Source organism: Rhodococcus sp. USK13, from assembly GCF_018343855.1.
Classification (GTDB): Bacteria; Actinomycetota; Actinomycetes; order Mycobacteriales; family Mycobacteriaceae; genus Rhodococcus_F; species Rhodococcus_F oxybenzonivorans.
Genome location: NZ_CP069242.1, coordinates 3,000,401 through 3,016,720 on the forward strand (window position 1 = coordinate 3,000,401; position 16,320 = coordinate 3,016,720).

Below are 16,320 nucleotides of genomic sequence, written 5' to 3' on the forward strand. Positions count from 1 at the left end.
GTAGTGGTGTTCGAGGGTGTCGATGGTGTGTTGGTCGAGGTGGACGAGGTCGAAGTCGGTGGGGGTGTGTCCGCCGGTGTGGGGTTGGTGGGTGTGGGTGGTGAGGGCGGTGAGTGCGGTGGTGAAGAGGTCGGCGAGTTCGCCCACCTCCGCGGCAGTCAGGACTCCGGCCGCAAACGTCCACGTGGACTTCAACTCTCGTGCACCTGCGGCCCCCACCGCGGCGGCGTCGATGCTCAGCACCGCAGGTGCGGGCATCTCCGCGTTCTGACGTCCCCCGAGGTCGGCATCCTCGACCGGCGCCCACGCCGAGTTCCATCCCTCGACAGCTGCGGCGGTGGTGAACCTTCCGAGGTAGTTGAAGGTGATCTGGGGGCCGGGGTAGGTGCGGAGTTCTTCGGTGGTGTCGGGGTCGAGGTAGCGCAGTTGTCCGTATCCGGCGCCGTGGTCGGGGATGGTGCGTAGTTGTTCCTTGATGGTTTTGATGGCGGTTCCGGCGGCGTCTCCGCCGTGGAGGGCGTCGTCGAGGTCGATGCCCGTGAGGTCGAGTCGGACGGGGTGGATGGTGGTGAACCAGCCGACGGTGCGGGAGAGGTCCGCGCCGGGGATGAGGCTATTTTCCCGGCCGTGCCCCTCGACGGTCACCAGAACCTCGTTCACCCGAAGGCCCCTGCGGTGTCGCCAGACGGCAATCGCGATCGCGAGCGCAGTGAGCAGTGCGTCGTCGGTGCCGGCGTGAAAAGCCTTGGGCACGTCTGCCAATAGTGCCTCGGTGACGCCGGTCGGCACATCGACCGTGAGGTCGCGGGACGTGGCGCGGGTGTCGTGGACGGGGTCGAGTGGCCGGGATCCGAGGAGGGGGTCGGGTCCGTCGAGGATGCGGCGCCAGAGGTCGAGTTCACCGGCCCGTTCGGGGGCGGTGTCGACGAGGGCGTGCGCCCAGCGGCGCATCGAGGTTCCGTTCTCGGGCAGGTCGGGGTCCCGGCCGGCGGTGATGTCTTCCCACGCGGCGGCGAGGTCGGGTACCAGGATTCGCCAGGACACGCCGTCGACGGCCAGGTGATGGATCACCAGCAGGAGTCGGCCCTCGTGCGCTGACAGGTCGCCGTTGCGGTGATCCGGGGCGGTGTCGAACCACACGGCCTGCAGCATGACGCCCCGGGCCGGGTCGAGCCGGCCGGCTGCGGCCTCCAGTTCGGCGACCGCCAGGCGATGGAACTCCGGGCCCGTGACGCTCGCGACCGCGACCCGTCGGAGAAGATCGCCGCCGCCGGGGGCGGGTCCCGCGGGTACCTCCATGATCGGGTCGCGGCCCGGGGTGAGACGGAGCCGAGCGCGCAGGGCGGCGTGGTGCTCGACGACGGCCTCGAGGGTACGCGTGAGCGTCTCCTGGTCGACCCCTGCCGGGGTGGCCAGCAGTGCGGCCTGCGAGAACTGGCTGAAGTCGCCGCCGAGCTCGAGCAGCCAGGCAATGACAGGAGTCGGGGGGAACTCTCCGATGTCGCCACCGGGCAGTTCCTCCAGAGTGGGTGCGGCGAACGGCTGGATCGAGACGGCCCGCGCGAGCCGGCTGACGGTCTTGTGTTCGAACACGTCCCGCGGTTGCACGGTAAGGCCGGCGGTTCGTGCCCGCGCGACCAATTGAATGGCCATGATGCTGTCGCCGCCGAGCGCGAAGAACGAATCGTCGACACCCACGGCGTCGAGACCGAGTACTTCTGCGAACAGGGCCGCGAGTACGCGCTCGACCTCCGAGCTCGGCATCCGCTGACTCGTTGCACGGACGGAGAAGTCGGGGGCGGGAAGTGCCCCGCGATCGACCTTGCCGTTCGGTGTCAGCGGGAACGACGGCAGGATGAGGATCGTCGACGGCACCATGTGCGACGGCAGGGCAGAGGCGGCATGGTCGATCAGGATGTTCCCGTCGATCTCCGCATCCGGCTCGGGCACGACGTAACCGATCAGATGGTCGGCGCCGTGGGAGTCCCGGTGGAGTGCCACCACGGCCTGGGCAACCCCTGGGTGGCGGAGCAGTGTGGATTCGATCTCTCCCGGTTCGACGCGGTAGCCGTGCAGCTGTATCTGGAAATCGCTGCGTCCCAGATACTCGATCTGTCCGAGACTGTTGTGGCGGGCGAGGTCACCGGTGCGATACATCCGGCTCCCCGGGGCACCGTTCGGATCCGGGATGAACCGAAGTGCGGTCAGGTCCGGTCGTCCCAGGTATCCGCGGGCCAGTTGCGCACCGCTGATGTACATTTCGGCAGCCACTCCGCGCGGCGCCGGGTGCAACCGGTGATCGAGGAGATACACCCGGGTATTCCACACCGGGGTGCCGATCGGAATCACGGGTGTGAGCGGCAGCGACGTGACATCGCAATAGGTGGCCGTCACCGACGCCTCTGCCGGACCGTACATGTTCCCGAGCGCGACGCTTCGGGACAGCACCCGGTCGGCGGTGCGGGCAGGCAGAGCTTCACCTCCCGAGAACACCCGGCGGAGCGACGAGGGGAATGCGCGTCGGTGGTCGCCGACGAACACCTCGAGCATCGAGGGCACGAATTCGACGACGGTGATGTTCTCGGTCGACAGCACCGTAGTCAGGTACTCGAGATCGAGATGGCCGTCGGGCCGGAGAATGACCAATGCGCTGCCGGCGCACAATGCCGAGAACGATTCCCAGATAGCGACATCGAACGCGATCGGTGCTTTCTGGAGGGTGCGGTCGCCGGGAAGGAGCGGCAGCTGGGATTGGGACCACGCCAGCTGATTGGTGATCGCTGCATGGGACACTGCGACGCCCTTGGGTCTTCCGGTGGAGCCCGAGGTATAGACCACGTAGGCGAGGTTCTCCGGGTGCAGGGGAGCGATGCGGTCGGCGTCCGTGACCGGACGCGCATCCACAGCCTCGAGATCGAGGACGTCCAGGGCGAGAACCTCGGTGCCGGGAGGGATCGGAACATCGACGCCGGAAACCGTGAGCACCAATGCGGGCGCGGAGGAGTCGAGCAGATAGGCGATGCGTTCGGGGGGATGTCCGAGGTCGAGGGCAAGCAGGGCGGCGCCCGCTTTGACGACGGCGAACATTCCGGCAAGCAGTTCGAACGATCGCGGCAAGGCCAGTGCCACCACGCACTCCGGTCCGATGCCCCGCCCGATCAGGATGCGCGCGAGCTGATTGGTCCAGGAGTCGAACTCGCGGTAGGTCAGGGCATTCCCCTCGAACACGACAGCGGTATCCTCGGGTGCCCTGGCGACCTGGGCATCGAAGAGGTCGAGGATCGTGTCACCGGGTAAGTCGTGTCTGGTGACGAACTTCCGGTCGAGCGCTCGCTCGAGCTCGGTGCTGTCGAGCAAGTGAATATCACCGACCACCGTGGTGGGCAGGTAAGACACCGTGTCGATCACGCGGAGGAACATGTCGACGAACCTGCGCACGGTCGCTTCGTCGAAGAGATCGGTGGAATACACGAACTCGCCGGTGATTCCGCCAGGCGCGCCGTCGTCGGTGAGGTGCTCGCGCAGAACGACATTCAGGTCGAACTGGGACAGGTGCGAGTCGAGGTCGAGGGTGGACACGCGCAGTCCAGGCAATTCCGGTTTCGCCTCCGCCAGGTTCAGGAAGGAGAGCATCACCTGGAACAGGGGGTGTGCAGCCGTGGAACGCGCCGGGTTCAGTTCCTCGACCAGACGCTCGAAGGGGATGTCCGCGTGCGCGAAGGCGTCGACATCCGTTTCTCGTACGCGGGCCAGGACCTTGTCGAACGACAGTGCCGGGTCGATTCGCGTGCGCAGCACGAGGGTGCCGACGAACATGCCGACGAGATCGTCGAGTGCCTGTTCGCCACGTCCCGCGATCGGCGACCCCACCGTGACGTCGCCGGTGTTCCCGAGCCGCGACAGCAGCACCGCAAGAGCGGCGTGGACGGTGACGAAGGGAGTGGCATCGTGTTCCCGCGCCATCTCGGTCAGCCGACGGTGTGTCGCCGGCGACATGGTGAAGCGGGCGGTGGCCGCCTGGTAGGTGGCGGTCGAGGGTCGGGGACGGTCGGCCGGCAGTTCCAGCCTCTCAGGGAGATCGGCCAACGTGGTCCGCCAGTAGGTGAGCTGCTCGGACAGTGGCGACGTCGGGTCTTCTGCGGACCCCAGGACCTCTCGTTGCCAGAGTGCGAAGTCCCCGTACTGCACGGGAAGTGGTTTCCAGTCCGGGGCGTGACCCTGCGTGCGCGCGGCATACGCCGTGGTCATGTCTCGCGCCAGCGGAACCAGCGACCACCCATCCGCCGCGATGTGATGCACCACGAGCGCGAAGACGTGGGTGAGTGGGTCCACGCGGAATACCTCGGCACGCAGCGGTGCCCGAACCGTGACGTCGAAGGTGGTGGCGATGACGTCGTCGATCCGTTCCCGCAGGTGTTCGTCGTCGAGGATCGGTATCGGCGTGAGCTCGAGTTGTGCCGCGTCGACGGATTGCACCACCTGGACCGGTCCCTCGTCGGTGAGGGGGTACACCGTCCGCAACGATTCGTGTCGAGTGACGACGTCCACCAGGGCAGCGCTGAGAGCGGCAATATCGAGTGGTCCGCTGATGCGCACAACCATCGGTATGTTGTAGGCCGCGGAGCTGGTATCGAACTGATTGACGAACCACATCCGTTGTTGCGCAAACGATACCGGGACCGGCCGGGTGCGATCCCTCGGTTGGAGCGGTGGAAGGGACGCCTCCTTTTCTTCGGCGTCGAGCACGGCGGCCAGGGCCTGCACGGTCGGCGCCTCGAACAGGGCGCGCACTCCGATTCCGGTGCCCAGCGCCGAGTTGAGGCGGGCCACCACCTTCGTGGCGATCAGTGAGGTGCCACCGAGTTCGAAGAAGTTGTCGTCGACGCCCACACCTTCGACACCGAGTACCTGCGCGAACACCGACGCGACCGCTTCCTCCCGTGGTGTCCTGGGCGCGCGGAACTCGGCGGCGTACCCGAGGGACTCGGGCACAGGCAGGGCGGTGCGGTCGACCACACCGGTATCGTCGACGGGAAGAGTGTCGAGCTCGACTATCTCGGCGGGAATGCAGTGCGCCGGAAGCAGGGTCGCGGCGAACTCGGTCAGACCGCCCTGTTCCACTTCGGCACTCGCGGCCGGGGTCACATAGGACACCAGGGCGTGGTCACCCGAACGGGTGGTGTAGTCGACCGTCACCGCCTGGTCGATTGAGGGGTGCGCGGACATCGCCGCGTCGATCTCGTCGAGGGGGATACGGTATCCGCGGAGCGACGACCGGAAGTCGGAACGGCCGACGATGTAAAGGCCCCCGTCCCGGTCGGTTCGCGCCAGATCGCCGGTGCGGTACATCCGTTCGCCGGGACCATCGAACGGACTCGCCACGAAGCGGGTGCTGGTGGCACGTGCCTGGCCGTGATAGCCCCGTGCGAGGGCGGTACCACCCACATACAGCTCGCCCACGACACCCGCGGGGACGATGTGCAGCCGACGATCCAGAACGACGAGCGGCCGGCCGGGCGCGGGTATCAGCGGGAGGGCCTGTGCCTGGTGTGCGGTCGCGAGCACCTCCGACGCTGCCACCCAGGTGACGGTCTCGGTGGAGGCATACATCTGCACGGCGGTGGTCGACGCCGGCAGCGTGGACAATCGTGCGGCCAGGTCGGCGGAGACGGCCTCGCCGCCGAGGACGACGAGTCGCGGAGCTGACAGTGGAGTGCTTCCCGCCGTAGGCAGGGCGCGAAGAATCGGATCGAATGCTGTGGGGGTCCGGCTCAGGACAGTGACGTGTTCGTGGGCAATCAGTGCTGCGGTCTCCCGCGGTGACCGGGCTGTGTCTTCGTCGACGATCAGCAACCGCCCACCGTGCAGCAACGCACCCCACAGCTCCCACACGGAGAGATCGACGGTGTGGGTGGGGAACGTCGTCCACACATCGGAACGGTCGAAGCCGAAAGACTGGGATGCGGAAGCGAAGGCGGCGAGCACGGTGCGGTGCGAGAGGGAGACCGGCTTCGGCGGCGCCGTCGAACCGGCGGTGAACAGCACATAGGCAGCCGAGTCCGGCGTTGCAGCATGCGTGAGCGGCGCATCCGACGTAGCAGCGAGTTCGAGCACCGTGTCGGGAGCGTCGAGCACGACGACAGCAGAACCGGTGTCGGGGAGTTCAGCCGCGAGTTCGAGGTGAGTGACGATCATCGCGGGATCCGCCGACGTCAGGGCATGCTCGACGCGGGAGCGAGGCCAGGTCACCTCGACCGGCAGACAGGCACCGCCCGCTGCGATCACCGCGAGCACGGCGACCACCCAGTCGACGGATCTGGGAATCGCCACGGCAACAACGGTTTCGGGGGTAAGTGTGCGGTTGATCAGCAGACGGGCCAGACGAGTGACGCTGGTAGCCAGCTCGGCATACGAGACCGTGTCACCCGTGTAGGTGACGGCTCCCTGATTCGAGGACGTCGCCGCCGCGCGGAGTAATACGTCTGCCAGAGTATGGCTTTCACTCAGAGTGACGCGCTGCCGCCATCGTGTGAGCGCGGCGTCCCGCTCGGCTGCATCGAGGATGTCGATGTCACCGATCGGGATCTGCGGATTGTCGGTGACCGCCTCCAGTATGCGCACGAAACGCTCGGCGAAATTCCGCACCGTCTGCTCGTCGAACAGATCGGTGGCATACACGACCCCCGCCTGCATACCGAGGGGGGAGCCGTTGGTGTCGAGACGTTCGGAGAGCCAGAGCTGCAGATCGAACTTGGCCATTCCCGCGTCGTAGTCGACCGGCTCCAGGCGGAGGCCGGGCAGCTCGAGACCGTGCAGTTCCCTGCCCGAAGGCAGGATATGTTCGAACTCGAGCAATACCTGGAAGAGCGGTGAATATGCCGATGAACGTGGGGGGTCCAGCACCTCCACCAGCTGTTCGAACGGGATGTCGGTGTGACCGAAGGCGGCGAGATCGGTGTCCCGCACGTGCCGAAGGGTGTCGCCGAAACCCGTCGACTGGTCTGTCTTGGTACGCAGCACCACGGTGTTGACGAACATGCCGACCACATCGTCGAGCGCTGCCTCGCCCCGGCCTGCCACCGGAGTGCCGACGGCGACGTCGTCGGATCCACTGAGCCGGGCCAAGAGAACTGCCAGTGCGGCGTGCAACACCATGAACACCGTCGACGTGGAGGTACGGGCAAGCTCGAGTAAGGCGCCGTGCAATTCGGGGTCGATCGCGAATTCGACGCGGCCCCCCTGCAGCGACCGGGTGTCCGGGCGCGGGTGGTCGGTGGGCAACTCGAGCAGGGCGGGACTTCCGCTCAGTGTTTCGGTCCAGTAGTCGAGTTGCCGCGACAGCAGGCTGTCCGGGTCCGTGTCACTTCCGAGCAGTGCGCGCTGCCAGAGGGTGTAGTCGACGTACTGCACGGCGAGCGGTGGCCACTGCGGGGCGTGACCGGCGGTGCGCGCGGCGTACGCCGTGGTCACGTCCCGGGCCAGTGGTGCGGTCGACGCCCCGTCCGCCGCGATGTGGTGCAGAACCAGTGCCAGGACGTACTCGCTGTCGCCGAGCTGAAGGAGGGTGCAGCGCAAAGGGACGGCGGTGGCGACGTCGAACCTCGTCGAGCACACCTCGGAAAGGCGTTGCGCCAGCTCGCTTTCGTTCTCCACGGGGATCGGTTCGATGACGGGTACCGCGTCGGCGGCCGGCAGCACGACCTGGTGCGGGCCGTCGGGTGATGCGGGGAACACGGTGCGCAGCGATTCGTGCCGTTCCACGATGTCACCGATCGCGGCCACCAGGGCGGGCACGTCGAGTCGTCCCGTCAAGCGGACGACCAGCGGAATGTTGTAGGCGGGTGACGTGGTGTCGTACTGATTGATGAACCACATGCGCTGTTGAGCGGAGGACAGCGGAATGACGGCGGGGCGTGCCACCGGGGCAAGGGCGGGACGGTCGGGCCCGCGATGCTCGTCCCGGTCGAGTCTCGCAGCCAGTGTCGCCACCGTCGGCGCCTCGAACAGTTCGGCGACCCCGATCGTGGTGCCGAGGGCCGCGTTCACCCGGGCCACCACTCGGGTCGCCGTCAGCGAATTCCCGCCCAAATCGAAGTAGTCGTCGTCGGCGCCGATGCCGCTGACCCCCAGCACGGTCTCCCAGACGGCGGCGACGGTGGCCTCCGTCGGGGTGGCCGGCTTCCGATGAGTGCTGCCGGGCAGGAAGGTGGGTGCGGGCAACGCCGCACGGTCGAGTTTCCCACCGGGGGTGAGCGGGACCTCGTCGAGCGGCACGATGGCCGACGGAAGCATGTACCGGGGGAGGGTGCGTCGCAGGAGCGTTTCCAATCCGGGGACGTCCACCTGCGCGCCCTGCACCGGTCGCACGTACGCGACTAGTGTGGGGTCGCCTGCGCTGGTGGCGCGGTCGACCGTCGCAGCGAAGCTCACCGTGGGATGCCGCATCAGGACGGCATCGATCTCGCCGAGTTCGATACGGAACCCGCGGATCTTGACCTGGAAGTCGCTGCGGCCCAGGTACTCCAGCGACAGGCTGGTGGGTGTTCCGTCCGGAAGGCCGGCACACTTCCGCCACGCGGCGACGTCGCCCGTGCGGTAGAGGCGCTCGCCCGGTGGACCGTGCGGGTCGGCAACGAAACGTGCTGCAGTCAAGCCGGGTCGCCGGTGATACCCGCGGGCAAGGCCGGGACCACCCAGATACACTTCGCCTGCGACTCCCGGCGGAACCGGATGGAGTCGGGAGTCGAGAACCAGTATCGAGAATCCCCGGATCGGCCCGCCCAGGGTCACCCGTTGCCCGGGTGCGAGCGGTGGGCTCAGCGTCGACATGATCGTGGCCTCGGTGGGGCCGTATGCGTTGCGGACCCTCCGGGCGGCAGACGCCCACCGCGTGACCAACTCGGGCGGGCTTGCCTCGCCGGCGAGGGCCAGATCGGTCAGCTCGGGGAGGGCTGCGGGATCGAGTGTCGCCGCAGTAGTCGGCGTGAATATTGCGTGGCTGACGTGCTCGTCGGCGAGTATCCGGGTCAGTTCGGCGCCGCCGACGACGGCCGGTGGCACGATCACCACTCGCGCGCCGGCTCCGAATGCGCCGAGCAGTTCGAAGATGGAGGCGTCGAAGCTGGGCGAGGCGAAATGGGAGACCCGCGACTCGGGTGAAATTTCCAGACCTTCGCGTTCCGCGCTGACGAGGTCGGCGATGCCCCGGTGACCGACCGACACGCCCTTCGGGATGCCGGTGGAACCGGACGTGTAAATCAGGTAGGCCGCGTGGTCACGTCGCAGTGGCCGCAATCGGTCCGCCTGGGTCACACGGGTAGGAGAGCACCCGGCGACGGTGGTATCGGTTCGTGTGTCGTCCAAGTCGAGCCAGGACACGGCAGGCGAACGCAGGCGGTGTCGGTGATCGGTCACGCCCAGCACTGCGCCCGAATCGGTCAGCATGTGCTCGATGCGGGCCTGCGGGTAGTTCGGGTCTACCGGGAGGAACGCTGCACCGGACTTGGCGACGGCCCAGAGCGCGAGCACGAACTCGGAAGATCGCGGCAGTGCGAGCGCGACGATGGTGTCCGGTCCGGCACCGCGCGCGATCAGCAGGCGCGCCAACTGATTCGATTCCTCGTCGAGTTCGCGGTATGACACGTCCGTGCCCCGCTCGGAGACGGCGACTGCGTCGGGATCGATCTCCGCGGCCGAAGTCAGGATGTCGGGCAGCAGTCGGGGCGGCAGCGCAGGTGGTCCCAGAGCGGGTACCAGGTTCGCGCGTTCGGCGGGAGTGAGGACGTCGAAATCGCCGACGGCCGAACCGGAGTCGAGCGTGGCGACATCGAGCAGGTGCACCAAGCGGTTCCCGAACTCCAGCACGGTGTCGGGTTCGAACAAGGCCGTCGCGAAAAGAAGCTGGATATCGACGCCCGAACAGTCGGGGTGCGCCGAGCAGACGACCGACAGATCCGCGCCGTCGGTCGGTGACGCGTCCGTTGCCGTACCCACGAATTCGAGACCGATCTGGAATGGGTACCGGCCGGACGACTCGTCCCGTAGGCCCAGTGCCGCCGCGATCTCGTCAAAGGGGACGTCGGAGTGGGTGTACGCGCCCAGCTCCGTGTCGCGGACCCGTCCGAGCACGGCGGTGAACGTCTGAGCGCTGTCGACGAGGGTGCGCAGGATCAGCGGCCCACCGCCCGGACCGCCGGAGGTGCCGACCGCGATGTCGTCGGTGCTCCCCAGTCGCGAGAGCAGTGCGACCAGCCCGGTATGGATCGCGGAGAAGGCTGCGAATCGGCAGTCGGCGCCAACACTGTGCATGCGTTGGTGCAGTTCGGCCGGGATGCGAACATCGACCCGTCCGTCCGCCACGACTGTGCGATCGACGGGCCGCGGGTGGTCGGTGGGCAAAATGTCGTTCGCGGAAAGGCCGTCGAGGGTCTGCTTCCAATAGTCGAGCGCAGCCACCTTCCGCCGTCGGCGTGCTCCTTCGGCGGCGGATTCGAGATGAACGTCCGCTGTCGCGTCTTCGCGGCGGGCCTCGAGGAGCTCCTCCAGCAGGGCGACGAAAGCGGAATGGTGCCGACGCAAGTCTTCGTCGGTGTACCGGTGTGGGTTGCCCCGGAACTCGACCAGCGTCCTTTCGGGTGTGCCGCTGCGGTAGACGTTCACTAGGAGGTCCTCGACGGGACCGGACGTGACGACGTGGAATTCCCCGGTCACCGGGCCCAGTGTGATTTCCGGGTGGAAGAGCATGACGTTGACCATCGGACCGGTGAGCCGGCGGCCGGACGATCGGTCGCCGGCATCACGGCGAATGTCCTCGAGGGTGTAGCGCTGATGGCGGAGTGCGCCCATGAGCTCCAACTGGGACCGGCGCAGCATCTCGTCCACCCGGTCCTCGGGCGGCGCGCTGATGTGCAGTGGGGCGAGGCTGACGAGCATTCCACCGGAACGTCGCAGGATGGTGGTGGTTCGACCGGAGACGGGCAGGCTGAGCAACACCTTCTCGCGGCCGCTCATTCTCGCCAGGTAGCAGCCGAAGGCAGCCACGACCACGCCCGCTGCGGGAACTCCGAACACCTCGTCCGAGTGCATCAGGCGCTCTGACGCGGCATCCGACAGCGAGGTAGTCAGGAGGATGCTTTTCGCGACCGCCGGTGAGACCACTTCGGACAGGCTCGACCCCTCCGCGAACCCGGCGATCCGCTGGGCCCAGTATTCGCGGTCGGCTTCGAATCGAGACGACGACCGATACCGCTGGTCGAGGGCGTAGAGCGTGCGCAGATCCGCCGCGGGATTCGGTTCCGGGGGGCGCCCCTGCACGGCAGCCGTGTAGAGGGCGGCGATGCGATTGACCATGGTCATCGCCCCGTATCCGTCCAGCGCGACGTGGTGAATCCTGCTGTACCACAAGTAATGCTGATCCCCGACGTGCAGAACCGCTGATGCGGCCAGCATGTCCGCCTCGGGGTCGAGGGGTCTCGTGTAGTCGTCCTCCATCCACGTGTGCGCCGCCGCCACCGGGTCGGCGGCGGCCCGGAGGTCGACGTACTCGGTCGACAACTCGAGGGTCGGGTCGACCACCTGGAAAGGTTCGCCGTCCACCTCGAAAATCCGGAGGTACGGGGAGTGGAACTCGCGCGCGGCGGTCACGGACGCCTCGTCGAGCAAGGCCACATCCAGGGGTCCGTGCACTTCGACGTACTGCGCGATGCAGAGGGGAACCTCGGGCGTCAGCCGCTGCGCCAGCCACATCCCGCGCTGCGCCGACGACAGCGGGAAGCCGGCACCGAACCTGTCGGTGTGGGGGTCGGATGAAGTTGAAGAATCCAAGGGGAGGATCCCTCCATTCAACGACCGGGGGTCGCGGGTGACCGCCACACCCGTGGGGCGTGGAGGTCAGAGGGGCCCGGGGTACGGGTTTCAGTTACGGTGCGGTGATCGTTCGGGACCGCGTTCTGACTGTGTCCTTCCGGTGTGGTGCTTAGCCTTGTTACATCGTCAACCCGACTCCCCCCGTTACGGGTCCCGGCCAGGAGCTTCGGCAGCCGTGTGGCAGCTCCGGGCTATCACCGGGTTACACCCCGAACGGGGACCCGCGCAACTGGTGACCGGTCACCGCGGCCGAGGCCGTAGAATCCAACGACCGTGAGCCTTACCCTCGGAATCGTCGGACTGCCCAACGTCGGCAAGTCCACCTTGTTCAACGCGCTGACCAACAACGACGTGCTGGCCGCGAACTACCCGTTCGCCACCATCGAACCCAACGTCGGCCTGGTCGAACTGCCCGATCCCCGGCTGAACAAGCTCGCCGAGATCTTCGGTTCCCAGCGGATCCTGCCTGCGACGGTATCGTTCGTCGATATCGCCGGCATCGTGAAGGGCGCCTCCGAAGGCGCCGGTCTCGGCAACAAGTTCCTGGCCAACATTCGTGAAGCCGACGCCATCTGCCAGGTGGTACGCGTGTTCAACGACGACGACGTGGTGCACGTCGACGGCCGCGTCGACCCGGCGTCCGACATCGAGGTGATCGAGACCGAGCTCGTCATCGCCGACATGCAGACGTTGGAGAAGGCTCTGCCGCGGCTCGAAAAGGAAGCGAAGAAGAACAAGGACCTCAAGCCCCTGCACGAGGCCGCACTGGCCGCGCAGGAGGTGCTCGACACCGGCAAGACGCTGTTCAGCGCGAAAGACAAGCTCGACTTCACACTGCTGCGCGAGCTGAGCCTGCTCACCACCAAGCCGTTCCTCTATGTGTTCAACGCCGACGAGGCAGTGCTCACGGACGAGGCGAAGGTCGCCGAGCTGCGCGCGTCCGTCGCCCCCGCGGACGCCGTGTTCCTCGACGCCAAGGTCGAACAGGAATTGCTCGAGCTCGACGAAGAGGACCGGCAGGAGATGCTCGACTCCATCGGACAGTCCGAGCCCGGCCTCCACGCACTCGCCCGCACCGGCTTCCACACCCTCGGCCTGCAGACCTACCTCACCGCAGGTCCCAAGGAAGCGCGGGCCTGGACCATCCACAAGGGCGACACCGCACCCCAAGCCGCCGGCGTCATCCACACCGACTTCGAACGCGGCTTCATCAAAGCCGAGATCGTCTCCTTCGACGACCTCGTCGCCGCCGGATCCATGGCCGCCGCCAAAGCCGCAGGCAAGGTGCGCATGGAAGGCAAGGACTACATCATGGCCGACGGAGACGTCGTGGAGTTCCGCTTCAACGTTTAGTCGAGGTGCGGTCTAACCTCTGGTGTGAAGAAGTAGTGGTCGTGAGTCTTCACTTCCATCGCGAAGCACCCGTAGTGGGGTGACTGAAATCGCTGGCGTGCGACGGCCAGACTTCGTGCGCTCACGCTCACGGCAGTCGGCCGGATAGTTAGAATGCGGGACTCGTTGTCCTGGCAACCGCATGCATCAGCCGACGCTGCCAACTCGAACCTCTTTACTTGCTGCGTTTCTGGGCGCCACCAGAATGACCGCAGAACCAGGACACGTGAGGCCAGAGTCTCTCTAGCGGGCCCTCCGAACTCGACTCGGATGCGGAGAGACGTTGTAGCCGCTCGGAGGGGCCATTTTCAATGGTCGGACGCGTCAGACCCAAAAGGTAGTTTCATGACATGAGCCTCCCGAAGCCAAACCAACACGCGGGACCTATGGCAGGCCATGTGAGAAAGGGCCGCATCTACAAGTCCCCGCTCGCTGCGACCGGTGTGCTGTGCATCGAGAACTGGATTAAGGACGATTTTCCGGATCTTGTCTGGCCCGCACTCGTCCTGGCTGAGCATGGCAATGACAGCATCCGACAATTCGTGAGGTGGCAGAAGGCGGTCCAGGAGGCCCTCGCGCACCACGGGGAAGTCGCCTGGGTCGCGGAATCGTTGGATGGACGCCTCACCCACCTGGCTCGTATTTCCGAGAAGTTCCCGGACGCGGCTGGGGTCGTCGTAGAGGAGGCCGACCGCCATGGCCTGCTTTCGCCGGCCGTTGTTCGCGCGCTAGGGTCCTACCCGTTCCGCCCTGCGTCCTGGCTTGTCGGCGACATCGAGGTCACACCTCCAGAGCAGCCCGACCTGGAACTTATTCGCGATGCGCTGCTGTCGGTTCTGCGCGATGGCCACCGCGAGGCGCTCATGAAATGCCTGCGCACCTGGAGCACGGTCCAGGCGGGAACGTTCAGTTCTGATTCCCAGACGATCGAGCTTCTGAAGGACTACCCGGGTGACATTGCCAAGCGCGCGGCGGCAGATTCACTAGTTCGCGCTTCCTGGGGTGCGCACAAGGCAATGGTGCAGGTCGCAGAACCGAACCACTTTGACGAGGCGCTCGAGTGGGCACGTGTGTTCTGGGGAGCGAACGCGATGACCTCCAGATGTATCCGAAATCGGGAGATCGAAAGCGTCGACGACGCCCAGACTGAACCAGCTGACGGCGAACCGGACGAACAGGCCACGTCCTCGGTCCCCTCCGACCAAGCGGAGCCAACTCCCGTGCCCACGGGCGGTGAGAACCTGCGCCGGTTCACGATGGACGTGTTGAGTAGCTTCGTCGAGGCGCTTGAGATTGCCCCAGCCCATCTGTACGCGAACGCACGGCAGGAGGTCGTCTCCGGGCTCGTGGCCCGCGCTGGGCGTGACCTGATTGCAGTGCTCGGTGCTCCCGACCTGTGGTGCGTTGAGCACGGAACACACATCGGGCGGATGCTGGTGGAGATCAAGATCTACTTGCATTGGATGGCGCAGCAAGACCAGTCCATCTATCGGCAGTTCCAGGAGTACGGAGCTGGCAAGGCCAAGCTCTACGCGCGGATCGTAGACGAGGTGCCTGTCGAAGCGCGCACCGCTGGGTTTGGGGAGAGCATCGAGGAGTTGCAGCGTCTCAGCCACAACCATGACGTGCTCGATCATCGGACGGTAGACACCCGTGACACCTTCGCTGACGGCAAGTCGATCCGCACGATGGCAGAGGAAGCCGGCCTGCTGGATTTCTACCGGCAGGTGTACTCACTCTCTAGCGGGGTAGCTCACTCGGAATGGTGGTCAGTCGAGGCGCACGCCATGGAGCTCTGCATGAATGTGCTCCACGGCATGCACCAAATCCCCAGCCTGTCGTTGAACCCCGGAGGCAACGTCGAGCTGGCTGCTTCTTGGGTGGACCAGTTCTATTCGCTCGTGCGAGCGGGGCTGAGCATTCTCGACACTGACGAGGCCGCAGTCGCTACAGCATTCGCTTGGATGGACGACACTGGCGAACAATCAGTGGAACCCGCTTAAGGTTTCGCCATGTGACGTTGCTAAGCGGGGCAGACGGAAACGTCGTGGAGTTCCGCTTCAACGTCTAGAACCCGTTGACCACCCAGCCGAGTTCGGCCGCTCGAGACGGTTCCCTACACTGTGCCTCGTGCGGATCGCGACCTTCAACGTCAATGGAATCCGCGCGGCGCAGCGGCGCGGATTCGAGGAGTGGCTGGCTGATCGTCGACCCGATGTGGTCGCGATCCAGGAAATGCGGGCTCGTGCCAGCGCCATCCCGCCGGGTGTTTTCGGCGAGTACCACCTGGCATACGACGAGGGGGAGCTCGCGGGCCGCAACGGTGTCGCGATCCTGACCCGGTGTGCGCCCCTCGCGGTTCGAACGTGGAGTGGTGCGGCTCTCGTGCAACGTCCGGGGGAAACGCACACCGAGACAGTCGAACTCGACCCGGTGCCGTTGGCCCGTGGGCTGGGGGAGTTCGCCAACGAGGGCCGGTACCTCGAGGTGGACCTTGCCGAGGCGCCGATCACCGTGGTGTCGATGTACCTCCCGAAGGGCGGCCTTCCGGCGCACCTGCAGAAGCCGGGGCGCATGCGGGAGGCGCCCGACGGTGGAGCCCGCTACGACCGCAAGATGCGGTTCCTCTCCGCATTCGCGCGACAGCTGACCCGCGCGCGCCGCACGGCACGCGCACGGGGCAGGGAACTGCTGGTGATGGGTGACCTCAATATTGCGCACACCCGTCACGACGTTCGGAACTGGCGCCGCAGCAACCAGGTGGAGGGTTATCTGCCGGAGGAACGTGAGTGGTTCGACTCCATCCTGTCGCCGCGCACGCTCGTCGACGTCGTCCGGCGACAGCATCCGGGTGTCGACGGTCCGTACTCGTGGTGGTCGTGGCTGGGTCAGTCGTTCGTGAATGATGTCGGGTGGCGCATCGACTACCACCTTGCGACGCCAGGTTTGGCGGGGGCCGTGGTCGCGGCCGGCACCGACCGGGATCCGGCGGCGGACCGCCGGATGAGTGACCACGCTCCAGTGGTCGTGGACTATGCGCTCTGAGCAGATCACGTACCCGGG

3 protein-coding genes and 1 pseudogene are annotated in these 16,320 nt (G+C 66.4%); 3 read left to right on the forward strand and 1 reads right to left on the reverse strand.

Going from position 1 to position 16,320, the window contains the following annotated elements; all coding sequences use genetic code 11:
* Positions 1-24: 24 nt before the first annotated feature.
* Positions 25-11,871 (reverse strand): annotated as a pseudogene (locus JQT59_RS37100) (amino acid adenylation domain-containing protein); the annotation flags it as partial.
* 267 nt (positions 11,872-12,138) lie between these two features.
* Here JQT59_RS37100 and ychF point away from each other — a divergent pair.
* The 3 genes from ychF (at position 12,139) to JQT59_RS16365 (ending at position 16,302) form a co-directional block, all read left to right on the forward strand.
* Positions 12,139-13,218: a redox-regulated ATPase YchF gene (gene ychF / locus JQT59_RS16355; RefSeq protein WP_109332205.1), complete on the forward strand. Its 1,080-nt coding sequence runs from the start codon at positions 12,139-12,141 to the stop codon at positions 13,216-13,218.
* Between the two features lie 389 nt (positions 13,219-13,607).
* Positions 13,608-15,260, forward strand: a complete 1,653-nt coding sequence (locus tag JQT59_RS16360) for a DUF5677 domain-containing protein (RefSeq protein ID WP_213576978.1) — start codon at positions 13,608-13,610, stop codon at positions 15,258-15,260.
* 127 nt (positions 15,261-15,387) lie between these two features.
* Positions 15,388-16,302, forward strand: a complete 915-nt coding sequence (locus tag JQT59_RS16365) for an exodeoxyribonuclease III (protein WP_213576979.1) — start codon at positions 15,388-15,390, stop codon at positions 16,300-16,302.
* Positions 16,303-16,320: the final 18 nt, after the last annotated feature.